The organism is Ruegeria sp. HKCCD7255 (assembly GCF_013031565.1).
In the GTDB taxonomy this organism is placed as follows: Bacteria; Pseudomonadota; Alphaproteobacteria; order Rhodobacterales; family Rhodobacteraceae; genus Ruegeria.
Genome location: NZ_WQAG01000007.1, coordinates 18,509 through 42,331, shown reverse-complemented (window position 1 = coordinate 42,331; position 23,823 = coordinate 18,509). Strand labels below are relative to the sequence as shown.

General features: G+C 58.2%; 22 protein-coding genes. 8 read left to right on the top strand and 14 right to left on the bottom strand.

What is annotated here, in order from left to right:
- Positions 1–15: 15 nt before the first annotated feature.
- The 4 genes from GOX45_RS13810 to GOX45_RS13795 all read right to left on the bottom strand — a co-directional run bounded on the left by GOX45_RS13810 (position 16) and on the right by GOX45_RS13795 (position 4,043).
- Positions 16–894, bottom strand: a complete 879-nt coding sequence (locus GOX45_RS13810) for a F0F1 ATP synthase subunit gamma (RefSeq protein WP_171101744.1) — start codon at positions 892–894, stop codon at positions 16–18.
- Between the two features lie 12 nt (positions 895–906).
- Complete coding sequence (gene atpA / locus GOX45_RS13805) at positions 907–2,445, bottom strand: F0F1 ATP synthase subunit alpha (RefSeq protein WP_171101743.1); 1,539 nt, start codon at positions 2,443–2,445, stop codon at positions 907–909.
- Positions 2,446–3,006, bottom strand: coding sequence for a F0F1 ATP synthase subunit delta (locus tag GOX45_RS13800; protein ID WP_171101742.1), 561 nt, complete (start codon positions 3,004–3,006; stop codon positions 2,446–2,448). It abuts the gene before it with no gap.
- 302 nt (positions 3,007–3,308) lie between these two features.
- Positions 3,309–4,043: a class I SAM-dependent methyltransferase gene (locus GOX45_RS13795; protein ID WP_171101741.1), complete on the bottom strand. Its 735-nt coding sequence runs from the start codon at positions 4,041–4,043 to the stop codon at positions 3,309–3,311.
- Between the two features lie 61 nt (positions 4,044–4,104).
- Between GOX45_RS13795 and gloB the strand changes: the two genes are divergently transcribed.
- From gloB to GOX45_RS13780, 3 genes are all read left to right on the top strand, one after another.
- Complete coding sequence (gene gloB / locus GOX45_RS13790; protein WP_171101740.1) at positions 4,105–4,872, top strand: hydroxyacylglutathione hydrolase; 768 nt, start codon at positions 4,105–4,107, stop codon at positions 4,870–4,872.
- 172 nt (positions 4,873–5,044) lie between these two features.
- A complete protein-coding gene (gene clpA, locus GOX45_RS13785) occupies positions 5,045–7,372 on the top strand; it encodes an ATP-dependent Clp protease ATP-binding subunit ClpA (protein ID WP_171101739.1) in 2,328 nt (775 codons plus the stop codon).
- 84 nt (positions 7,373–7,456) lie between these two features.
- A complete protein-coding gene (locus GOX45_RS13780; protein WP_171101738.1) occupies positions 7,457–8,065 on the top strand; it encodes a DJ-1/PfpI family protein in 609 nt (202 codons plus the stop codon).
- Positions 8,066–8,074: 9 nt separating this feature from the next.
- Here the strand turns inward: GOX45_RS13780 and GOX45_RS13775 are convergent, their stop codons facing one another.
- From GOX45_RS13775 to GOX45_RS13765, 3 genes are all read right to left on the bottom strand, one after another.
- Positions 8,075–9,775, bottom strand: a complete 1,701-nt coding sequence (locus tag GOX45_RS13775; protein WP_171101737.1) for a peptidoglycan -binding protein — start codon at positions 9,773–9,775, stop codon at positions 8,075–8,077.
- A gap of 3 nt (positions 9,776–9,778) precedes the next feature.
- Positions 9,779–10,957 (bottom strand): biopolymer transporter ExbB, encoded by a 1,179-nt coding sequence (locus GOX45_RS13770; RefSeq protein WP_171101736.1) that lies wholly within the window; start codon positions 10,955–10,957, stop codon positions 9,779–9,781.
- 68 nt (positions 10,958–11,025) lie between these two features.
- Positions 11,026–11,556 (bottom strand): gamma-glutamylcyclotransferase, encoded by a 531-nt coding sequence (locus GOX45_RS13765; protein ID WP_171101735.1) that lies wholly within the window; start codon positions 11,554–11,556, stop codon positions 11,026–11,028.
- Between the two features lie 67 nt (positions 11,557–11,623).
- Here GOX45_RS13765 and GOX45_RS13760 point away from each other — a divergent pair, with 67 nt between their 5' ends.
- Positions 11,624–12,625, top strand: a complete 1,002-nt coding sequence (locus GOX45_RS13760) for a DUF2125 domain-containing protein (protein ID WP_171101734.1) — start codon at positions 11,624–11,626, stop codon at positions 12,623–12,625.
- Here the strand turns inward: GOX45_RS13760 and GOX45_RS13755 are convergent.
- The 4 genes from GOX45_RS13755 to GOX45_RS13740 form a co-directional block, all read right to left on the bottom strand.
- Positions 12,622–13,341, bottom strand: coding sequence for an extensin family protein (locus tag GOX45_RS13755; protein ID WP_254446026.1), 720 nt, complete (start codon positions 13,339–13,341; stop codon positions 12,622–12,624). The genes GOX45_RS13760 and GOX45_RS13755 overlap by 4 nt on opposite strands.
- Positions 13,342–13,345: 4 nt before the next feature.
- Complete coding sequence (locus GOX45_RS13750) at positions 13,346–14,263, bottom strand: prephenate/arogenate dehydrogenase family protein (protein ID WP_171101732.1); 918 nt, start codon at positions 14,261–14,263, stop codon at positions 13,346–13,348.
- Positions 14,260–15,345 carry a histidinol-phosphate transaminase gene (gene hisC / locus GOX45_RS13745; RefSeq protein ID WP_171101731.1) on the bottom strand — a complete coding sequence of 362 codons (1,086 nt, stop codon included), beginning with the start codon at positions 15,343–15,345 and terminating at the stop codon, positions 14,260–14,262. Before hisC ends, GOX45_RS13750 begins: the two co-directional genes overlap by 4 nt.
- A 65-nt stretch (positions 15,346–15,410) precedes the next feature.
- Positions 15,411–16,826: an aminotransferase class V-fold PLP-dependent enzyme gene (locus GOX45_RS13740; protein ID WP_171101730.1), complete on the bottom strand. Its 1,416-nt coding sequence runs from the start codon at positions 16,824–16,826 to the stop codon at positions 15,411–15,413.
- 102 nt (positions 16,827–16,928) lie between these two features.
- On the opposite strand from GOX45_RS13740, the gene GOX45_RS13735 reads away from it, so the two are divergent.
- The gene (locus GOX45_RS13735) at positions 16,929–17,390 is read left to right on the top strand and encodes an Lrp/AsnC family transcriptional regulator (protein WP_171101729.1); all 462 of its coding nucleotides are present in this window, start codon (positions 16,929–16,931) and stop codon (positions 17,388–17,390) included.
- Positions 17,391–17,514: 124 nt separating this feature from the next.
- On the opposite strand, the gene rpsD is transcribed toward GOX45_RS13735, so the two are convergent.
- The 3 genes from rpsD to GOX45_RS13720 all read right to left on the bottom strand — a co-directional run bounded on the left by rpsD (position 17,515) and on the right by GOX45_RS13720 (position 19,709).
- Positions 17,515–18,135 (bottom strand): 30S ribosomal protein S4, encoded by a 621-nt coding sequence (gene rpsD, locus GOX45_RS13730; RefSeq protein ID WP_171101728.1) that lies wholly within the window; start codon positions 18,133–18,135, stop codon positions 17,515–17,517.
- Positions 18,136–18,342: 207 nt separating this feature from the next.
- Positions 18,343–18,861 carry a hypothetical protein gene (locus GOX45_RS13725; protein ID WP_171101727.1) on the bottom strand — a complete coding sequence of 173 codons (519 nt, stop codon included), beginning with the start codon at positions 18,859–18,861 and terminating at the stop codon, positions 18,343–18,345.
- A 320-nt stretch (positions 18,862–19,181) separates the two neighbouring features.
- A complete protein-coding gene (locus GOX45_RS13720) occupies positions 19,182–19,709 on the bottom strand; it encodes a DUF2796 domain-containing protein (RefSeq protein ID WP_171101726.1) in 528 nt (175 codons plus the stop codon).
- 220 nt (positions 19,710–19,929) lie between these two features.
- Between GOX45_RS13720 and GOX45_RS13715 the strand changes: the two genes are divergently transcribed.
- From GOX45_RS13715 to GOX45_RS13705, 3 genes are read left to right on the top strand one after another with little or no spacing between them, the layout of a single operon-like run.
- The gene (locus GOX45_RS13715) at positions 19,930–21,198 is read left to right on the top strand and encodes an imelysin family protein (RefSeq protein ID WP_171101725.1); all 1,269 of its coding nucleotides are present in this window, start codon (positions 19,930–19,932) and stop codon (positions 21,196–21,198) included.
- A 60-nt stretch (positions 21,199–21,258) separates the two neighbouring features.
- A complete protein-coding gene (locus GOX45_RS13710) occupies positions 21,259–22,821 on the top strand; it encodes a di-heme oxidoredictase family protein (protein ID WP_371808980.1) in 1,563 nt (520 codons plus the stop codon).
- A gap of 3 nt (positions 22,822–22,824) precedes the next feature.
- The gene (locus GOX45_RS13705; RefSeq protein WP_171101724.1) at positions 22,825–23,823 is read left to right on the top strand and encodes an imelysin family protein; all 999 of its coding nucleotides are present in this window, start codon (positions 22,825–22,827) and stop codon (positions 23,821–23,823) included.

The window sequence follows — 23,823 nt, the reverse complement described above, 5'->3', positions numbered from 1 at the left end:
GTCTCCGGTATGTCTCTACAGCGCTTCGGCGCCGGAAATAATTTCAATCAGCTCGTTGGTGATCACGGCCTGACGCGAGCGGTTGAACTGGATCGTCAGCTTGTCGATCATCTCACCCGCGTTGCGTGTCGCGTTGTCCATTGCGGACATCCGTGCACCCTGTTCAGACGCTCCGTTTTCAAGCAGAGCCGAGAAGATCGCAGTGGCAACCCCCTTGGGCAGCAGGTCGGCCAAGATGGCCTCTTCGCTGGGCTCATAGTCGAAAATGGCACCGCTGTCGTCACCCGCCGCATCGTCCTCGAACGAGGCAGGGATGATTTGCTGCGCCGTGGGGATCTGGGTCACAACGTTGACGAACTTCGAATAGAAGATCGTGGCAACGTCAAACTCAGCCCCGTCAAAGCGAGACAGGATGTCTTTGGCGATGTCCTGCGCATTGGCATAGCCGATACGCTTGACCTCGCTCAGGTCGATATGCCCAACGAACAGATCGGCAAAGTCACGCTTGAGCGCGTCCCGGCCTTTCTTGCCGACGGTCAGAACCTTGACCGTCTTGCCCGCGGCTTTCAGCTCTTCGGCCTTGGCGCGCGCAAGTTTGGCGATGTTCGCATTGAAGCCGCCGCAAAGGCCGCGTTCGGCTGTCATGACAACCAGCAGATGCACATCTTCGCTGCCGGTACCCCGGAGCAGCTTGGGAGCGCTGTCGCTACTCCCGACCGATGCCGCCAACCCTGCCATCACGGCATTGAACCGTTCGGCATAAGGGCGCGAGGCTTCGGCAGATTCCTGGGCGCGGCGCAGTTTTGCGGCCGCGACCATCTGCATGGCCTTGGTGATCTTGCGGGTCGATTTGACCGACTCGATCCTGTTTTTAAGGTCCTTCAGACTAGGCATCGGAACCCCCTATCAAGCGAAGGTCGCGGCAAATTCGTCGATCGCTGCCTTGATCTTGTCGGACGCGTCCCCTTTGATCTTGGGATCTTCGTCGGTGATCCACTTCAGCAGGTCGGCGTGCTTGCCACGCAGATGCGCCAGCAGACCGGCCTCGTACCGGCCAACGTCCGACACGTCGATCTTGTCGAGGTAGCCGTTGGTGCCCGCGAAGATAACGCAGACGATCTCGGCGTTGGTCAGCGGCGAGTACTGAGGCTGTTTCATCAGCTCGGTCAGACGCGCACCGCGGTTCAGCAACTGCTGAGTAGCGGCATCAAGGTCGGAACCAAACTGCGCAAAGGCCGCCATTTCGCGGTACTGCGCCAGTTCCAGCTTAACCGGACCAGCAACCGATTTCATCGCATCGGTCTGAGCAGAAGAGCCCACACGCGAAACCGACAGACCGGTATTCACAGCAGGACGGATGCCCTGATAGAACAGCTCGGTTTCCAGGAAGATCTGACCGTCGGTGATCGAGATAACGTTGGTCGGAATAAAGGCCGAAACGTCGCCACCTTGGGTTTCGATAACCGGCAAAGCGGTCAGCGAGCCTGCACCAAAGTCTTCGTTCAGCTTCGCCGAACGCTCCAGCAGACGGGAGTGGAGGTAGAAAACGTCACCCGGATAAGCTTCGCGTCCGGGCGGACGGCGCAGCAGCAGCGACATCTGACGATAGGACACAGCTTGTTTCGACAAGTCATCATAGATGATCAGCGCGTGGCGGCCATTGTCACGGAAGTACTCGGCCATCGCGGTCGCGGCATAGGGTGCCAGGAACTGCATCGGCGCCGGGTCGGACGCGGTTGCGGCCACAACGATCGAATATTCAATCGCACCCGATTCTTCCAGTTTCTTCACCAGCTGAGCAACGGTCGAACGCTTTTGTCCAACAGCCACGTAAACGCAGTAGAGTTTTTTCGACTCGTCGTCGCCAGCGGCCTCGTTATAGACCTTCTGGTTCAGGATGGTGTCCAGCGCCACGGCGGTTTTACCGGTCTGACGGTCACCAATGATCAGTTCCCGCTGACCACGGCCGATTGGGATCATCGCGTCGACCGATTTCAGGCCGGTCGCCATCGGCTCGTGTACCGATTTACGCGGAATGATGCCCGGTGCCTTAACGTCCGCAACACCACGCTTGGTGGCGTTGATCGGGCCTTTGCCGTCCAGCGGGTTGCCCAGGCCGTCAACAACGCGGCCCAGCAGCTCGTCACCGATCGGAACGTCCACGATCGAGTTGGTACGCTTTACGGTGTCACCTTCTTTGATGTCACGGTCGGAGCCGAAGATAACGACACCCACGTTGTCGCTTTCCAGGTTCAGCGCCATGCCCATGATGCCGCCGGGGAATTCGACCATCTCACCGGCTTGCACGTTGTCCAGGCCGTATACACGGGCAATCCCGTCACCGACGCTCAGCACGCGGCCGATCTCGGCCACTTCGGCTTCCTGACCAAAATTCTTGATCTGGTCCTTCAGGATTGCAGAAATCTCTGCAGCTTGGATTCCCATTTATCCGACCTCTTTCATTGCATTCTGTAGGGAGTTGAGCTTCGAGCGGATCGAACTGTCGATCATCTTCGAGCCCACTTTAACGACAAGACCGCCAATGAGGCTTTCATCCACGGTCGCATTGATTGTCACGGTCTTGCCCACACGCTCGGACAGCGTTTTGGACAGTTTTTCCATTTGTGTCTTGGTCAGCGCCTTGGCCGAGGCGACATCAGCGGTCACTTCGCCGCGCTCATCCGCCAGCATGTTGCGCAGAACCTGCACCAGCTGCGGGACCACGAACAGGCGGCGTTTTTGCGCCATCAGACCCAGCGTGTTGCGCAGAATGGCATGCAGACCCATCTTGTCGGCAATAGCGGTGATCGCGCCTTCTTGTTCGGCACGGGAGACCAGAGGCGAGGCGATCAGGTCGCGCAACTCGGCGCTTTCACCCAGTGCGGTTGCCAGATCGTTGATGCCGGTTTCCAGACCTGAAAGGTCATTATTCTCTTTGGCGATCTCAAAGATCGCGGTGGCATAGCGCTCGGCGATGCCTGTGGAAATCGAAGCTGGTTCGGACACGTCCACCCTTCCGATACTTTGGGCCCCGAATTCGCGTGTGGCAGCTAATCGGGGGCGTGAAGAAACCCCGTCCTGACAGGCCGGGGATCAAAATCACCGGGGATGTAGCAGAGCCGAACCAAGCTCGCAATATATTATCACGGGTTGTGCCTTATCCACAAAATGTTTGATTTCAGCTACTTAACAAAAGTGCGACCCTTTTGACCGGGTGAACCTGGAGAAAAATGTTACCAAACTGTAGTTTTTTGCGATTCCTGAGGCATTTTTTCCGCGATTTTTGCCTAAATCTGAGGCTTCTGCGGTCAGGCGGGTTTCAACAACCCGTCCAGCGCCTTGATCGGGCGTTTGGCCGAATCCTTGGTCACACTGCCGCCTGCCGGACGGATCTGTTTGGTGACCTCGACCATCAGCACGCCTCCTGCCATCACAGTTGGAATGCGCTGGCCGGTCTTTTCGATCAGGCTGCCAGACTTGAGCCAGAACCGGCGAAAGGACGGAGGTCTGTAAAGGGCCGAACAATGGCTTTCCGGGACAAAATGATGCGCGCGCAGCTGGCTTTCCAATTGCGAGGTCGAATAAGGACGGCCAAACCCGAACGGTGTGCGATCCGAACGCGACCAAAGCCCGGTACGATTGGGTACAATGAACAAGGCTCGCCCCCCCGGGCCCAGCACCCGCCAACATTCGTCGAGCAGTTGTTTCGGGCGCTCGGATGTCTCAAGCCCGTGCATGACGATCAGCTTGTCGATATGACCTGTCTCGATAGGCCACATTGTCTCTTCGGTCAGAACCGAGACATTTGGCATCCCCGCAGGCCAGGGCATGACCCCTTGCGGGCCGGGCATCAATCCGATCACGCGGCGCGACTGGGCCAGATAAGGCCGCAGCAACGGCACAGCAAATCCGAACCCTGCAACGGTTTGCCCCTTGGCCTCGGGCCACAGGTCGGTCACGCGCCCCCTGATCGCCGCTTGCGCCGCACGGCCCAGCGTGCTGCGATAGTAAAAGTTTCTGAGGTCTTGCACATCAAGATGCATTGCGGGCACTCGGTCAATCGGCTTAGCTGCGCGTAGTCTAGCAATGAAAGGGCAAAAGACCATGCCTCTTGAAATCGTTACAATCCCCTGTCTCAGCGACAATTACGCGTTTGTTGCCCATGACGCTGTCACCGGAGATACAGCTTTGATCGATGCGCCCGAGGCCGCGCCCATTCTGGCCGAGTTGAACCGCCGCGGATGGACGCTGAGCCACGTATTGCTGACTCATCACCATTGGGATCACGTTGACGGGCTGCAAGCCATTTTGGCAGAGCACCCTGCAAAGGTGGTCGGCGCTGCGGCAGACGCCCATCGCCTACCACCTTTGGACGTGCAGGTTGCCGAAGGTGATCGGTTCGACGTTGGCGGAGAGCCGGTCGAAGTGTTCGACGTATCCGGCCACACCGTCGGTCACGTGGCTTATTATATGCCGCAAAGCTCTGCCGTGTTCACAGCCGATAGCCTCATGGCATTGGGCTGCGGTCGATTGTTTGAAGGAACACCCGCGCAGATGTGGGACTCTCTCAGCAAGTTGGCCACGCTACCGGATGAAACAATCGTGTGTTCTGGGCACGAATATACGCAGTCCAACGCAAAATTCGCGGCGACCATCGACCCGGACAACGCAGATCTTCGGGACCGTATCGCGCAAATTGAGGCCGCACGCGCCGCAGGGCAACCCACGGTCCCTTCGAAACTTGGGCTGGAAAAGGCGACAAACCCGTTTCTTCGGGCCACGGACCCGGCGATTCTTAAGCATTTGGGGATGGAAAAAAGCGACCCGACGTCAGTCTTTGCCGAAATTCGCGCCCGAAAGGATCGGTTTTAAGGGAAAAAATCAGGCAATACACGCCACGGTCACGACAAATGTGACTGTCAAGTGAAAGAAAACCCTTGAAGCTCGGCTCCGATCAACCAAACTCTAATAGTATGAGGACATGGTTGGGATGGGGATCCGGCCTGAAGCCGCCCCTTCCGACCCAAGGTAGAGGAGCACACACGTGCCTTCATTCTCGAGCACACTCGAACAAGCCATTCACGCGGCCCTGGCGGCTGCGAATGAACGGCGTCACGAATTCGCTACGCTGGAACATCTGCTTCTAGCGCTGTTGGAAGAGCCCGACGCGGTGCGCGTCATGAAAGCCTGCAGCGTAGATTTGGATGAGTTGCGTAGCACATTGGTCGAATTCATTGACGAGGATCTGTCAAACCTCGTCACCGATATTGATGGATCCGAGGCTGTACCCACAGCCGCCTTCCAGCGCGTCATTCAGCGTGCGGCCATCCATGTTCAAAGCTCTGGTCGGACCGAAGTGACAGGCGCCAACGTGTTGGTCGCGATCTTCGCCGAACGGGAGAGCAACGCGGCCTATTTCCTGCAGGATCAGGATATGACGCGGTACGATGCGGTGAATTTCATTGCCCATGGCGTCGCCAAAGATCCAGCATTTGGGGAAAACCGCCCTGTCACCGGCGCCGATGAGGTTGAAGAAGAAGCTCAAGCGTCAGGTGGTGGCGAAGGCGAGCAAAAAGAAAGTGCTCTGGGCAAGTATTGCGTCGATCTGAATGCAAAGTCGCGCGCCGGTGATGTCGATCCTTTGATCGGTCGCGCCGATGAGGTTGAGCGCTGCATTCAGGTGCTGTGCCGCCGCCGCAAGAACAACCCGCTGCTGGTGGGTGATCCGGGTGTCGGTAAAACCGCCATCGCGGAAGGACTTGCCCATAAGATCGTCGCAGGTGAAGCGCCTGATGTGCTGTCGAACACCACAATCTACTCACTAGATATGGGCGCTCTCTTGGCAGGCACCCGCTATCGCGGTGATTTTGAGGAACGCCTCAAAGCTGTTGTGACCGAGTTGGAAGATCACCCCGATGCGGTGCTTTTCATCGACGAGATTCACACAGTGATTGGCGCTGGTGCCACCTCTGGCGGTGCCATGGACGCCTCAAACCTGCTGAAACCTGCTTTGCAGGGCGGCAAGCTGCGCACCATGGGCTCGACGACCTATAAGGAATTCCGTCAGCACTTTGAAAAAGACCGCGCGCTGAGCCGCCGGTTCCAAAAGATCGACGTGAACGAGCCTTCGGTCGAAGACAGCGTCAAAATCCTGCGCGGTCTGAAGCCCTATTTCGAGGAACATCACGCCATCAAATACACGGCTGATGCGATCAAAACCGCAGTTGAATTGGCGGCGCGCTACATCAATGACCGCAAATTACCCGACAAGGCGATTGATGTGATTGACGAGGCGGGTGCTGCGCAGCATCTGCTGGCCGAAAGCAAACGTCGCAAGACCATCGGAGTGAAAGAGATCGAGGCCGTGGTGGCCAAAATCGCGCGCATTCCGCCGAAAAACGTCACTAAGGACGATGCCGAGGTTCTGAAAGACCTGGAAACTTCGCTGAAGCGGGTGGTGTTTGGTCAGGACGAAGCCATCGAGGCGCTGTCGAGCGCCATCAAACTGGCACGTGCCGGTCTGCGCGAGCCTGAAAAACCCATCGGCAACTATCTGTTCGCGGGTCCAACCGGTGTCGGCAAGACCGAAGTGGCCAAACAGTTGGCGGATACGCTGGGTGTGGAACTGCTGCGCTTTGACATGTCGGAATACATGGAGAAGCACGCGGTCAGCCGCTTGATCGGCGCACCTCCGGGTTATGTCGGGTTTGATCAGGGCGGGCTTCTGACTGATGGCGTCGACCAGCATCCGCATTGCGTGTTGCTGCTGGATGAGATCGAGAAAGCACACCCGGATGTGTTCAACATCCTGCTACAGGTGATGGACCACGGAGAGCTGACCGATCACAACGGGCGCACGGTGAATTTCCGTAACGTGGTGCTGATCATGACCTCGAACGCGGGCGCGCAGGAACAGGCCAAGGCCGCCATCGGCTTTGCGCGTGACCGACGCGAAGGCGAAGATACTGCCGCAATCGAGCGCATGTTCACCCCGGAATTTCGCAACCGTCTGGACGCCGTGATCTCATTCGCACCGCTGCCAAAGTCGGTCATCCTGCAAGTGGTCGAGAAATTCGTCCTGCAGCTTGAAGCGCAATTGCTGGACCGCAACGTGACCATCGATCTGACACCCAAGGCAGCCGAATGGCTGGCGGATAAAGGGTATGACGACAAGATGGGCGCCCGCCCCTTGGGCCGCGTGATCCAGGAGCATATCAAGAAACCGCTGGCCGAAGAGCTTTTGTTCGGCAAATTGGCCAAAGGCGGCGTGGTCCGCGTTTCCGTCAAGAAAGGCGAGTTGCATCTGGAGATTCTTGGCCCGGATCAACCGCGTTTGTCCGGCAACAAGCCTCCGCTGCTAACTGCGGACTAGACCGAAACGCGACAAACAAACTCAACGCCCGTCAACCCGAGTTGGCGGGCGTTTTGATTTGGTCTCGCAAAAAGGAGGACTGACATGCGCAGGATCGGCGCTTTGATTTTTCCGGGGTTTGAGTTGCTGGACCTTTACGGCCCGATGGAGATGTTCGGCCTGCTTCCCAACGCGTTCTCGTTGGATATTGTTGCCGAACGAACCGGCCCTGTCGAAAGCAATCAAAAGCTGAAAGGCTTTGCGGAAACGTCCCTGGACGAGGCCCAGCATTATGATGTGCTGTTTGTGCCCGGCGGCGCTGGTACACGGCGCGAGATTGCAAATTCGCGTTTGCTGGACTGGATTGCTGCACGTTCGGAAAGCGCAGAATTTACGCTTAGCGTCTGTACAGGTAGCGCCTTGCTCGCCAAGGCCGGTGTACTGGATCGGCGGCGCGCGACGACCAACAAAGCCGCCTATTCCTGGGTCAAGGAACAAGGTCCTCATGTTGATTGGGTCGCGCAGGCAAGATGGGTCGAGGATGGGTCGTTTCTCACCTCGTCCGGCGTGTCGGCGGGCATGGACATGGCCCTGGGTGCGATTGCTCTGATGTGTGGTCAGGCCGCAGCCGAAGACGTGGCCAAATGGTGCGAATACAGCTGGCACTCCGACAAGTCTCACGACCCCTTCGCGCAAATCCACGGGTTGACCTGACGACCTCGGTTACCGCTCGGTCAGCTTCAACTCGATCCGACGGTTTTGCGCACGCGCCTCGGGAGTATCATCGGTGTTGACGGGTTGGAACTCGCCAAATCCGTTGGCGGCCAGCCGTTCAGGTGGGATGCCCAGAGCGTCAACCATATAGCGCACGACAGACAGGGCCCGGCCCTGGCTTAACTCCCAATTGTCGCGGTAGCGGCCTGTGCTGACCAGCGGGATATTGTCTGTATGGCCATCCACCCGGATCACCCAGTTCAGGCCATCAGGGATTTCGGCGGCCACGCTGCGCAGGATATTGGCTACCTTGGCAACCTCGCGCCGGCCTTCGATGGACAGTTCTGCAGATCCGATATCGAACAGAACCTCGGATGAGAACACGAACCGGTCGCCTTCGATCCGCACACCTTCCTGATCGCCCAGAACATCCCGCAATCGGCCAAAGAACTCTGACCGGTACCGCTGCAGATCCTCGGTCTGCTCTGCCAGGTTCTGATTCTGCCCCGCCAAAGCTTCGGCCTCGGCCTCAAGCCGCTTGCGTTCGGCCTCTTCCAAAAGACGGCGGCGGCGTTCTTCTGACGCCGCGCGGGCAAGGGCTGCGTTCAGGTCCTGTCCCAAGGTCTGGATCTGAATATCGGCCGCTGAATTGCGTTCCTCATAGTCATCCAGGAGCGCCTGCAACGACCCCAACTGGTTGCGCAAAGCAGACATTTGCTGGTTCAAAAGCGCGGCCTGCCGCTGCGCCTCGGTCGAAATCTCTTGTTCCTCCGAAAGTGTGTCGCGTGCGATGTCCAAAAGCGCAGCACGCTCTTCTGCCAGCGTGCGTTGACTGTCTGCCTCGGCTTGCGCCGCGATTTGAGCATCCAGTGCTGCCTGCAGTTGAGCTCTCAGCCCTTCGGCGTTCAACTCGCCAAACTGTCGTTCCAACTCAGCCCGCGCGGCTTGTGCTGCGGCCAGCAATGTCAGGGTTTCCTCGGCTTCCTTGCGCTGCGCCTCGAGTGCAAGCGTCATCGCCGTCAACTCGGTATCTGCGTTCAACAACCGTTCGCGCAAAGCTTCAGCCGCTGCCGCTTCGGCCAGACGAGCGGATTCCTCGTCAGACAGTTGCCTTTCCAAATCCGATATCTGAGCCGCCTGATCCGCACCGCTTGTTTCAAGATCGGACACCAACGCTTCAAGCGCCTCTCGCCGGGCCGCAGCCAAGCGCGCCGCTTCGGCCTGAGCGTCGATCTCTTGCCGGCTTTGGGCGAGCGCTAGGTTCAGCGCATCCTGCTCTGACAGTAGTTCGTCTTGTTGGGACAGAAGGTCATCCCGCAACGCTTGCAAAGAAGCGATCTCTCCCTGGGCGCGGTCCTGATCCGCCAGCAAAGCTGCTACCTGGGTTTCGAAATCCGTAATACGCCCTTGTGCTGCAGCAAGGCTGTCCTCGGTCTCTGCCAGAGTCGCATTCAATGCGCCCAGCCGGGCTTCCAATCTGCTGTTTTCACGCTCTTCCAAACCCAATGCCCCGACAAGCGCCGCAACTTCATCCGACAAAGCCGTCAGTTCATCTTCCTGCCCGGAAATCGTTTCACGCAGAACAAATTGCACAACCATGAAAATGGTCAGCACAAATGTCAGAACCATCAAAAGGCCGGTGATCGCATCCACGAAACCGGGCCAGACCGAGCCCTGAAACCGTTGACCTGTGCGACGGGACAGGGCCATGGGTTATTCTCCTGCGGGCGGCGTCCGCACGGCCCCGCGCGGCAAGGTCAAAGCTTTGACAAGCAGTTCGAAATCCTTGCGCAACTCATTCATGCTGTCCTGGCGACCGGCCGAGATCTCTTCGAGAATACGCAGCAATTGTACGTCCATCGACCGCAGGCGCATCCGGCTTTCAGCATCCAGCCCCTCGCCTGCCCCATGTTCGCGCATATGATCCAGCAGGGCATCCTGCCCCAAAGCCACCCGTTCCAGCGCGGCAGATACGCCTTCGGACTGGCTTTGGCGGCGGTTCATGTCACCAATCTCGATGATCAACTGGCTCAGCTTGTCCGAGACGTCACTGCGCTCTTCCTCTTGCGCCGTGAACATGGCTTGCAGCGCGTCCATCTGTTCGGCCATGGTGTCCAGAACCGGTGTCAGAACGGCCAGTTCCGCCCCACCTTCTTCCGAGCCACCAAAGCCCACGCGTGTGATGGTCGACAGCCATTCTTCCAGTTCGCGGTAAAACCGGTTCTGCCCGTGGCCAGCAAACAGTTCCAACAGACCGACAATCAGCGACCCTGCCAATCCCAGCAGCGAGGATCCAAAGGCGACGCCCATCCCCTGCAACTGAGATTCCAGACCGGTCATCAGGCGATTGAACACCGCCAGGCCTTCTTCGCCTTCCTGCGGATTCAGACTGCGGATCGTATCCACGATCGCAGGCACGGTGGTCGCCAAACCAAAGAATGTACCCAAAAGGCCGAGGTAAATCAGCACGTTTGTGATATAGCGCGTGATCTCGCGTTCTTCTTCGATCCGTTCGGCCACCGAGTCCAGGATCGACCGGCTCGAGCTGGAACCGATATGCGAGCGTGCGCCACGCGACCGCAACAACGACGCCAACGGCGCCAAAAGTTGTGGCGGACGTGTGTCCGGGCGCTCGAAGCCACCGATAAAGGCTTCGATCCAGCGGACCGAACCGATCAGCTGTGTGACCTGCAAGAAACATGCCAGAACACCGATTGCGAAAACCATAAGGATGAACCCGTTCAGATACGGGTTCGCCTCGAATACCGGCAGGACATAGGGCAAAGCCAAAAAGACACCGAGCCCGGATAAACCCAGTGCAATCAGCATCATAAGGATCTGACGGATCGGTTGCGAGAAATGGGGTTTCACGCCTTGCTGTGCCTGCGCCATGCGCGTTCTTTCCGCTTTAGCCTGCTCTGGGCCGAATCTATCGAAATTCCACCGATGACGCCAAGGGTTTATGCGCTGATTGTGCGCACCCGTTGCGACAACCACTCAAGATCAGGGTCTTTTAGCCCGATCTCGGCCAGATGTTGGGCCGTATTGAAAAGGTATTCCGTGTTAGGCCCGCGCCCGCCAACGGCATGGGCGATGATGCGGGCCTGCTCTTCCAGAGGCATACCGCCGCAATATTGCATGTGGTCGGGGTCGATCACGTATGTGACGGCATTCACCACATCGCCTGTGTCCAGTTGCACGTCGAGCATACGTTCCAGATACGCCGACGAGATCAACTCGCGTTCACGCAGCTCTTCCAGCGTTCGGTCTTCGTGGCCCGGCTCGACCAGCAGGGCCAGACCAGTGCAGGCTGAACCTGATTGTTCATCCAGCGCAAGCACCAGCCCAGGCTCATCCTCGGTGCCGCGATGGTGAATCGAACTCATGCAGAAAGACCGGGCATAGCCGTGCAGCGTGGCTTTCTCGGTGCGTGCCACCGGAAAGCCCGGGTTCCACAACAGTGATCCATATCCGAAAACCCACATCGTCATTGCTCTGGTCCTTGCCCGTTTGCGTCTATAAACATCAATTCCAACGCAGGAAAAAGGGCCATTTGCGATGCGAAGTCTGATCCGCATATTCATTTTGGTTGCCGTTGCATGGAGTGGCTATTGGTTCATCGCCGGGCTTGGCTTGCGCAATGCGCTGACCGCGTGGTTCGACAATCAGCAGGAACTGGGCTGGCAGGCAGATTACTCGAACGTATCGACCGCTGGCTATCCAACCCACCACATGACCCGGCTCGACAATCCGGCGCTGGCCGACCCGGTCAACGGCACGGCCTGGAGCGCGGATTGGATTGAATTCCAAAGCCCCGCGATCTGGCCCGGCCGGCAAATGCTGCGTTTCGCCGATACAGCACAGCGATTGTCCTATTTCGATCAGACCGCGACCATTCTGGCCGAGGATTTGCAGGCCGAGCTGCATTTGAAACCCGGTGTCGCTTTGGTGCTTGAGAAGATGTCTCTGACTTCTGACGCCTGGACCATTTCCGAGAATGGCAGTGATGTCGTCGGCGGGGATACTCTGGGGCTGACCATGGAACAGACCGCCACGCCCGAGACCTATACGATCACCGCGCAGGTTGACGGGTTCACACCGGGCGTCGATCTGCGCAACCTGATGCGTTCGGCAACCTCCCTGCCCCAGACCTTTGAAACGTTGGAACTGGACCTCGAAGCCACATTCGACAAAGCGTGGGATCGGTCTGCCATTGAACAAGGCCGACCTCAACCGGTCTTGTTGGATCTGCGCCTGGCCGAAGCGCAATGGGGCGCGCTGCGTCTGTTCGCGACCGGAACGCTTGAAGTTGACCCGCAAGGTATCCCTATCGGAGAGATTGCGATCAAGGCTGAGAATTGGCGCGATATGATCGCCATGGCGAACGCTGCCGGGGCGATCCCCGATCAGGCTGTCGATCCGGTGAATCGCGCGTTGCGGTTCATGGCCGGGCTTGGCGGAAACCCCAATGCATTGGATCTGCAGTTGAACTTCCGCGACGGCCTGGTCGCGCTTGGCCCCCTGCCTCTGGGCCCCGCACCGCGCTTGATCCTGCGCTAGCGGCAGTATGGTCCCCGGCGATAGCGCGCCGTATCCAAATGGAAATGGTCGCGGTGAAAACGATCTGAATTTGGCCCGAGCACAGTCCCGAAAGGACCGCATGCCCCGCGCCAGATCTTGATCAGTTGCGATTGAGACGGGTTCTTGCGCCAGCCCTTCAGTACCGTGACCACCTCACCATCCGCCATTTTGAAACCTGAAATATCGATGGCCCGCCCCTTACCATGCTCGGATATCCGTGCGCCCTTACGGTTGTTGCGCGTTCGGCACGCATAATGGGCCGCCACTTGCAGCTCGACCACTGGCCCGCGCCGTTTGAATGTGGGTTTGACAGTCTCTTCGACCCATTCGTTCAAAGCAATCGCTGTGCCACATTCCATAACAGACGGTCGACTGAGGGCCACGCCCGCGATCGAGGTGATCTCGACCGCGTCCTTAACCCCACACGCTTTGACTTTGCTGGAAACATTGCCGACGGGCTTGCCTTGGATATTGATATCTCCACAGACAGACCCTTTGCGCAGTTTGCGCTTTTTGAACAGGATCGGCTCTGCGCGCGTATCGGGCTCGATCTGCGGCCATAGCTTGTCTGGGATGGTGATGGGTCGCGCGGCGGCGGCTGTCACTTGCTGTGCATAAAGCAGATTGGTTTTCTCGGCAGCAGCAGCCGTGGCAAGAACACTGAACGCAGCGATCAGAACGACTCGAAGCCACATCCTGCTAAACCTTTGTGCCGCGGCCGAAATCGGGTGCATCCGTATCCTGCCCGGCGTCGATAATGCCACGCCGTATTTCACGGGTGCGGGTGAAATAGTCGAATAACTGCTCGCCGTCTCCGGTTCGAATGGCACGCTGAAGGGCAAAAAGCTCTTCTGTAAAACGGCCCAGAATCTCCAGCGTGGCGTCCTTATTCGTCAGGAACACATCGCGCCACATGGTCGGGTCTGACGCCGCGATCCGCGTAAAGTCGCGAAACCCGGCGGCCGAGTATTTGATCACTTCACTATCGGTCACCCGGCGCAGATCGTCTGCCACCCCAACCATGGTATAGGCGATCAGGTGTGGGGCATGAGATGTAACAGCCAGCACCAGATCATGGTGGTCGGCGTCCATCTCATCGACGAAAGAGCCCAGCCCCTCCCACAAGGATCGCAGCCGCGCAACGGCTTCTTGATCCGACCCTTCAGGTGGGACAATCAGACACCACCGGTTGTCGAAAAGTTCGGCAAAGCCGGATTCCGGCCCCGAATGCTCGGTTCCGGCCAAGGGGTGAGCGGGCACAAAATGAACGCTTTCAGGGATATGCGGCCCAACGGCCTGAATGACATGGCGCTTGACCGAGCCCACATCCGTGACTGTGGCCCCCGGTTTCAACACCGATGCGATATCTTGGGCAACACTGCCCATCGCGCCAACCGGCACGCAGAGTACGACCAGATCGGCACCCTCAACTGCGTCTTGCGCAGTGTCGCAAACCCGGTCGCACAGCCCGATGCGGCGCGCGGTGTCGCGGGTTTCAGAGGACCGGGCAAAGCCGGTCACTTCGCCCGCCAAGCCCGCACGCTTGATGGCCCAGAACATCGAGGACGCAATCAGCCCCAGCCCTATCAGAGCGACGCGGTCATAGATCTGGCTCATGCTGCGCCCTCTTTGAATTCGGCGATGGCCTTGGCCACGCGTCGGCACGCCTCTTCGTCGCCGACAGTAATCCGCAGCGCATTGGGCAGGTTGTACCCGGCGACGCGACGCACGATGATGCCTAGGGTTTTCAGATAATCGTCGCAGGCTTCAGCCTCGGCCTGATCTGCGAACCGCGCCAGGATAAAGTTGGTGCAGGACGGGTCCGAATGCACCCCGACCTTGCCCAGTTCTTCTGCCAGCCAAACCCGTAAGCGTGCGTTTTCGCTCTGGCAGAAGGTCAGAAACTCTTGATCCTCAAGCGCTGCTTCGGCTGCAGCCAATGCGGTCAGAGACAGGTTGAAAGGCTGGCGCACTCGGTTCAACACATCGATGATGTCCTGGGACGCATAGCCCCAACCGACACGCATACCGCCAAGCCCGTATATCTTGGAAAAGGTCCGGGTCATGATCACGTTGGGGTAGCGATCGACCAGCGCCGCACCACCATCGAACCCATCCACAAACTCGGCATAGGCCCCGTCCAGCACCAGAAGGCAGTGATCGGGCAGATGATCTGCCAGCCGCTCCAACTCGGGTTCCGAAATCATGGTCGAGGTTGGATTACCCGGATTGGTCACAAAAACAATTTTGGTCTGCGCAGTAACCGCAGCCAAAATGGCATCGACATCAACCTTCCGTTCCCGCTCGGCCACCATCACCGGGGTCGCCCCGGCCATGCGCGCGATGATCGGGTACATAGAAAACCCGTGCTCGGTGTAAATCACCTCATCCCCCGGCCCAGCATAGGCCTGCGCCACAAATTGCAGCACCTCGTCGCTGCCGACACCGCAGATGATCCGAGCCGGATCCAACCCGTGACGTGCCCCGATGGCCTCACGCAAGCTGGCGTGATCAGTATTGGGATAACGATGCAGATTGGCCGCGCTATCGCGCACCGCCGCAATCGCCTTGGGACCCGGACCAAAGGGGTTCTCATTCGAGCTGAGCTTGATGACATGCGCAACCCCGGACAGTTTCGACTGGCCGCCCTGATACAGGGCGATGTCCATAATGCCGGGTTGCGGGGTGATCTTGGTCATGACGGGCTCCGTTAACTGGGGCCCCTCATACCCGTCTCAACGCGTTGAGAAAAGCGGCAATTCCCTCAGGCTGCTTTGAAGCGCGCTGTTGCCGGATCCACGGCGTAACAATGCGCAAACTCTTCGACCCGGCGTGACAGGTCGTTCACACTTTCGATGATGAACTGCGCGGTCTCATCGCTCATGAGATACGAGAAGTTAAGCCGTACCCAACCTGGTTTTTGCAATTCTTCACCTGCGGATAGCTGCGAGAACAAAACCTCGGACATCGCCTGATCGATCCCCAACAAGCGATGCGCATAGGGCCCGGCACAGGCGCAACCGCCGCGGGCCTGAATCCCGTAGATATCGCTGAGCATTCTGGTAAACAGCTGCTGATGCACAGGCTGACCTGACCTGTCGCGCACAAGAAACGAGAAGATCGGCAACCGGTGCGAGTTGTCGCCCGCCAACAGCGTCAGATGCGGATTATCCGCCCAGCCTTCACGCGCCATTTGGTTGAAACGCGCCTCACGGCGGGCGATCTCATCCGTGCCAACGGCATCCTTAACGATGAAGGCCAGAGCAGAGCGGATGTCTCCGATCACGTTAGGCGTGCCGGCTTCCTCGCGCGTGGCCAGATCATCGCTATAGTCGTGCCGCCAGGGTGAGACAAAGCTGACCGTACCGCCACCGGGCCAGCTTGGCGCCTGACGCCGCACCGCGTGTTTGTTCAGTATCAAGACTCCTGACGCCCCTGGCCCGCCAGGGAATTTGTGCGGCGAGACAACAACCGCATCTTTTTTTGTGTCGCCCGAACTCATGTCGATGGGCAGGTACGGCCCACCCCCGGCATAGTCCCAAACCGCCAACGCGCCATGCTGTTTCAACAGCCGCGTCACCAGGTCTGGATCAGTGATGATCCCCGTCACATTCGACGCCGCGGAAAAAGAACCGATCAGCAGGTCTGATCCGGCATGGGCGCACAGCGCGGCCTCGAGCGCGTTCAGATCCGGCCCACCCTTTGGCCCTTCGGGGATCTCGACCACCTGCGCCTTGCTCTCGCGCCATGGCAGGATGTTCGAGTGATGCTCGTAAGGCCCGATCAGAACAACCGGCTGGTCGGCCTCTTCAACTCCCAATAGGCTGACCAACCGGTTGAGACCCGCTGTGGCGCCCGACCCGGCGAAGATCACCGCATCGTCTTCCTTGGCGCCAACACAGCGAGCGATTTCAGCGCGCGCTTCACGCCGCAGGCGGGTCATATACGATCCGCAATAGGAGGCCTCGGTATGGCTGTTGGCGTAGAACGGCAAAACTTTTTGGGACACGAAATCCTCAACCTGCTGCATCGCACGACCCGAGGCGACATAATCGGCATAAACCAACGGCACATCCCCGTTCAGACCCGGGATCATGACACCGTCGCCGATAACGCCCTGGCCTAGCGTTCCTGCTTGGGCAGCTGTTTGGATCTGGGTACGGAAGTCAGTCAGCGTCATAGGGTTTCTCCTGTGGATTGAACAAAATATGACCCCTGTGACTTCCAATAACTTCCTCGTTTTTCGTTTATTTTTCTTTGTTTTTGTGTCATTTGATTGAAAATGAGTGAAATCTTAGATCAAATAGACACAAAACTCCTCAGAGAGCTTCAAAAGGATGCAACGCTGTCCCAGCGCGAGTTGGCAGATCGAGTCGGTCTGTCGCAGAACGCATGCTGGCGACGACTGAAGGCACTGAACGACACAGGCGTCCTAAAAGGGTCAACCGCCCGGATCGCGCGTGAAAAACTAGGTTTGAACCTTGTGGTTTTCGTCATGCTGCGCACCCGCCACCATTCCACCGAATGGCTGCACGCCTTTCGCAGCCATGTCTTGACCATTCCCGAGGTGGTCGATTTCCATCGTATCGGAGGAGACTATGACTACCAGTTGAAGGTGGTAACGCAGGACATGGCGTCATTCGACGAGGTGTACCAACGCCTGATCAGCAAAGTCGAGTTGGATAGCGTGACCTCGTATTTCGCGATGGAGGCCATTGCCGAAGGGCGGCCTTTGCCGATCTGATCCGCCCTTTGCCTGGACCTAAAGATCCCTGTGGGGATAGCGGCTTGCCGCGATTGGGTCGAGAACCCCAACAAAAAAGACCGCGCAAATGCGCGGCCTTTGGAATTTCGGTGTCGGCGAAGAATTAGTTCTTCGCGTAGAATTCGACGACCAGGTTCGGCTCCATCATCACCGGGTAAGGCACATCGCTCAGGCCCGGGGCGCGCAAAAAGGTGGCAGTCATTTTCGAGTGATCTGCGTCGATGTAGTCAGGCACATCACGCTCGGCCAACCCAACGGCTTCCAGAACAACAGCCAGTTGCTTGGATTTGTCGCGCACCTCGATCACATCGCCTTCTTTGACGCGATAGCTGGGGATGTTGACTCGCTTGCCGTTCACCTTGACGTGGCCGTGGTTCACGAACTGACGCGCAGCAAAGACAGTCGGTACAAATTTGGCGCGGTAAACCACTGCGTCCAGGCGACGCTCCAGCAGACCGATCAGGTTTTCACCGGTGTCGCCTTTGACACGCTCGGCTTCGGCATAGATGCGGCGGAACTGCTTCTCGGTCAGGTCGCCGTAATAGCCTTTCAGCTTCTGCTTGGCGCGCAGCTGCAGACCGAAGTCCGACAGTTTGCCCTTGCGGCGCTGACCGTGCTGACCGGGGCCGTATTCGCGGCGGTTGACCGGGGATTTCGGGCGACCCCAGATGTTTTCGCCCATCCGGCGGTCAATTTTATACTTGGCAGACGTGCGTTTGGTCACGGCTGTTCTCCTTCGTTTGTTCGAAGCCCTCATGGGCTACTATGAAGGGCGTTGTCCTCTTGCGGTTTTCCACATGACAGGCATCCCCTTGCGGAGGCCACCAACACCAATGAAGCCGCGCTTATATTGGTCGAAACACCAGAGTCAACAGGTTTGTCGATGGACAGAAGGGTTTTTCTTGGCCCGTAACGGCGAAGAAAACCTATGCTATTCGGCTGCGACCGCTGCAGGCACCCGAGGCTCCGCCTCTTTCGAATGACCGCGATCGGGAAAAGAAATGATGTTGTCGAATTCCGAAACCAAACCGCTCACGTCAGATTCAACTTCAAGCGCGCTGATCCAAAATTCCTGATCACGCAGCGGGGAACCATTTTCGAATACCAAAACCGGCATTTCATCTGACGATATTTGTATCAAAACCGCTTGGAAACGCTGAGCACCGTTTGACAATTCGATGCGCAAACTCGGGCGCGCAAACGGCTGGTGTTCGCCCATGACTTCCGATGTATCTTGCGACAAGACTGCGTTCGTATGATGGATTTTCGCACGGCTGGCTTCACCAAGCGATGCCAGCTTGGAGCCGATACCGCGCCACGACCAAACAGCGCCCAAGGTCAAATCCTCTAAAGGAGCCGCCTCAAGACCGTTTATTTCCGTTTGTTTCCAACGAATTACCGCTTGACCGATTGTTCCGGTTCTCATTTTCCCGCCCGCACTGATCAGCAACTACACCACCGACACCTCATGTCTATCAACCAAAAAATTGACCGAAAAGAGACAGAATTGCAGCGAAGTTGGAATTGTTGCTTCCACGCACTTCCAATCGCGCCATGGCCAACGCGTCAGGACGTTACGTCCGCGTCAAGCCAAGCAATTTCCATTGCTGTTTCATTCGTGTGGAGACCAGCCAATTACCGAGGCGGCGCGTTTAGACGATTGGCCAGGTGTCAAACACCACCATTTTGCGGCAAGCGCATTTGCGCTTCTCATACCTGGAGCACTTTTCGGGCTGACTGCATGGGGACCTGAACAGAGGTACGCTGACCTTATTCGAAGACCAGAACCGGTTCTGTGCGTTTTATCTCGAACGCCCTCTCACCGGTTTTCAACTTTACGTCCGCACGCAACACGTTCGTCGAAGGGAAATGAGAGAAAAATGGGAACTGCATGGTGGTTAATGCATCAACGGCATCGCAACGAAAATGATACTCTGCCCGGATCTCAAGGTGATCAGGCTCAACGGTCAGGCCTTTCCCAAAGGCATCCCCGTTCAAGACAACATTTGCGGCCCAAGCTGTGCACCCTGCATCGTAAGGGATGGCCAATACGGTCTCGGGTTTCGAAAGCTCGGAAACAGCAGCGGCTACCTGCGCCCGCTCTTCGTCGCTACGTGCCGGGTGATCAAATCCCACAATCGCATCGCCGGGTGCTTTCAAGGTTACCAAGAAATCGGAACCTGAAAACTCTATGGCTAGATGTCCGACACCCGGGGTCCAGATTTCTGATCCGGGGGCAGACTGTGCCAACGACTCCGTTGTGGGAAAACAGATCAGCGCAAACCAAATTCTTTTCATTCCCACATCACTCGAACGCAAACTCAAAATCTATTCTTATTCCTTCGCCCAAAGCAGCCCAAGCACAAACTCACCATAAATGGGGAGGATCGGCCTTCGTTAATCTGACTAAAAAACTCAGGTTGACTTAACTTAGTATTTCACTAAGAAATTTAGCGCGACTGCTTTGGATCTGTTTCGACGCACGCGCACAAGACTTTTTGAAGGAAAGAAACCTCTCATGATTCGACTTTTGACTGCTACAAGCGCATTGGGCTTGTGCTTTGTCGGGGCGGCTTTCGCCGAAGCTCCGACCAGAGCTGATGTATTGAACACCTATGCAAATATTGCTGAGGCAAAATTCGAGGACAGCCTGATCGCGGCTCAGAAATTACAAACTGCGGTGAATGCGCTGATTGCTACCCCTTCTGACGCGACCTTGGCCGCCGCGCGCACGGCGTGGATCGCTGCGCGGGTTCCCTATCAACAGACCGAGGTTTTCCGGTTCGGCAACCCCATCGTTGACGACTGGGAAGGCAAAGTGAATGCGTGGCCGCTGGATGAGGGTCTGATCGACTATGTCGACGCCACCTATGGCGGGGCAACGGATGAAAACGAATTAGCCGCGCTGAATGTCATCGCCAACCCAAGCTTCACACTGTCAGGGAAAACGATTGATGCCACCCAGATCACGCCCGCGCTGTTGTCCGACACCCTGCACGAGGCGGATGGAATCGAGGCCAACGTCGCAACCGGTTATCACGCCATCGAGTTTCTTCTGTGGGGTCAGGATCTGAACGGTCATGGTCCGGGTGCCGGGGATCGCCCTTGGACAGATTTTGCACAAGACGAAAGCTGCACGCATGGCAATTGCGACCGGCGTGCTCAGTATCTAACGGCCGCCACCGATCTGCTGGTCAGTGATCTGCATTGGATGGTCGCCCAGTGGGCCGAAGACGGTGACGCCCGTACCGCGCTGAACGCAGATGAAACGGTAGGCATCAGTGCTATCCTGACAGGGATGGGATCGCTGTCTTATGGCGAACAAGCCGGCGAGCGGATGCGCCTTGGTCTGATGTTGAACGACCCCGAGGAAGAGCATTCCTGTTTCGCAGACAACACCCATAACGACCATTACTATGACGGTTTGGGCATTCAGAACGTCTATCTGGGCAACTATACCCGCATCGATGGCAGCTCGGTTTCGGGCCCATCGTTGTCGGATCTGGTTGCAGCGTCAGACCCTGCGCTGGACACAGAGATGAAGACCAAGCTGGCCAATACCATGCAGGCTTTGGGCCGTATCAAATCGACCGCTGAAGCCGGGTTTGTCTATGACCAGATGCTGGAACGCGGCAATGCAGCGGGTGAGGCCTTGGTTATGGGTGGGGTGAACGGCCTTGTTGATCAGACCAAAAGCATCGAGCGGATTGTGACAGCGCTCGACCTTGAGCAGCTGGCGTTCGAAGGCTCGGACAGCCTGGATAATCCAAACGCTGTTTTTCAGTGATCTCAGTGGTTGAGCGTATCGCGCATACGCTCAACTTGCACAGCTTTGGCGGCATAAACCATGTGGAACCTGACCTTTCTCGAGCCGAGGACACCCTGCGTTGCCCTCGTGTTCTCGCTGGCTGCCCTGACGGCCACCATGGCCATAGCGGATGAGGCTAACTGGCCCGCGCTGCAAGACCATCACCTCAACACGCAACCCAGAACAGCAGCCGAGCAGGCGCGGATCAAATCCGCCACCGCAACGCCCAAGGAATACGGCGCGCCACAGCCGTTCGAGGCTTTGCCCGCCGGGGCCGCCACGGTGCGCCTGCGGGCAGATGCCGATGCGTTTTCGCAACCTTCCGCCAATCTCAGCTTCGAGCAAGAGCTGGATTTCAAGGTGGGCAACGGGCTGTTCAAAAAGATATGGGTGTCGTCACCGTCCTCGACCCTGGCCTCCGATGGGCTGGGGCCGCTTTACAATGCGCGGTCCTGCCAGCGCTGCCATATCAAAGACGGGCGCGGGCATACGCCCAACGGGCCCGAGGACAGCGCCGAGTCGATGTTCCTGCGCATCTCGATCCCCGGCGCACCCACCGACGGGCCGTCCGAGATCGCAGATTACATCGCCACCCTGCCCGACCCCACCTATGGCGGGCAGCTTCAGGATTTCGCGCTGCCCGGGCATCCGGCGGAATACCGGCTGGACGTCACTTACGCGGATCTCACCGTCCAGCTGTCCGGCGGCGAGGTCGTAACGCTGCGCCAACCGACCTATCGCGCGGCTGATCTTGGCTATGGCCCGCTGCACCCCGATGCGATGCTGAGCCCACGCGTGGCCCCGCAGATGATCGGCCTTGGTCTGCTTGAGGCGATCCCGGTGCAGGATCTGCTGGCAAAGGCCGACCCAGATGACAAAGATGGCGATGGTATTTCGGGCCGCCCCAACATCGTCTGGTCCACCGAGTTCGACACCCCCATGATGGGCCGGTTTGGCCACAAGGCTGGGATGCCAACGGTGATGGAACAATCTGCGGGCGCCTTCGCTGGCGACATCGGCATCTCAAGCCCGCTTTTCTCCGCAGCTTATGGCGATTGCACAACGGCTCAGGCCAACTGCACCAGCGCCCCGCATGGCGACGGGGACGCGCGCGGGTTCGAGATCGATCAGACCGGGCTGGACCGTGTCACGTTCTACAGTCGAAATCTTGGCGTACCGGCCCGGCGCGACGTTGATAACCCTGAAGTTCTGCGCGGCAAAGAGGTCTTTCACACCTCAGGCTGCGCCGCCTGCCACACACCGGCCCATGTGACCCATCGCATGCCGGACCGGGTCGAACACAGTTTCCAACTGATCTGGCCCTATACCGACCTGTTGCTGCACGATATGGGCGAAGGTTTGGCTGACAACCGCCCCGAGGCCCGTGCCACAGGTCGCGAATGGCGCACGCCTCCTTTGTGGGGTATCGGATTGACCGCGCAGGTTTCTGACCACACCCAGTTTCTGCATGACGGTCGCGCGCAGTCGCTGCTGGAGGCCGTCCTCTGGCACGGCGGTGAGGCGCAAGCGGCGCGCGATGCTGTTGTGTCACTGGCCAAGCCCGACCGAGACGCTCTTATCCAGTTTCTGGAAAGCCTTTGATCCATGCGCCTTGCCACCCTGACCGCTTCGCTTTTGCTGCCCGCAACTCTTTTCGCACAGGATCTAGAACAGGTAACACGCACGCATATCCTGCCACGTTTCGCACAGCTGGCTACGGCAAGTGATGCGTTGGCCGATACAGCCCGCGCGGAGTGTGATCCTCAAGCCCCCCAGCTGCGCCAAGCCTATTACGCGGCGTTTGATGCCTGGATATCGGCCAGTCACCTGCGCTTTGGCCCGTCCGAAGTTGAAGACCGCGCATTTGCGCTGGCCTTCTGGCCCGACACCAAGGGTTTTACTGGCAAAGCCCTGTCGCAACTGATCGCCACTGCCGATCCGGTCATCTACAAGCCCGAGGATTTTGCCGAAACCTCAGTCGCCGAACGGGGTTTCTTTGCGCTGGAACGGCTGCTTTATGATGAAGATTTGGCCGCGCAAGCTGAGGCCGATTACCGCTGCAGCCTGATCCGCGCCATATCCGTCGACATCGACCGAAACGCCGATGCAATCAACGCGGATTGGCAGAGCTATGCTTTGCTGCTGGAACAGCCCGGCGAAAACAGCCCCTATCGCAATACCGATGAGGCCACCCAAGAGATCTACAAAGCTCTGATCACAGGGCTGGAGTTTACCGGAAATACGCGTTTGGGCCGCCCATTGGGCAGCTTTGACCGCCCCCGCCCCAACCGGGCCGAGGCACGTCGGTCCGAGCGATCCGCGCGTCATGTTGTGCTGTCCCTGATCGCGCTGCGAGATCTCGCGGCGCATCTTGCATTGGATCATCCCGATGTGGCCACCGCGCTTGAGGCCGGTTTCGCGGATGCGATCGAGCGGGCACAGGCGTTGGATGACCCCGCCTTGGCCGGGGTCGCCGATCCTGCCGCACGGTTTCGGATCGAGGCGTTGCAACAGGCGGTTTTGGATATCCACGCCACAGCCTCAGGCGCGCTTGGCCCGAAACTGGGTATCAGCGCGGGGTTCAATTCTCTGGACGGAGACTAA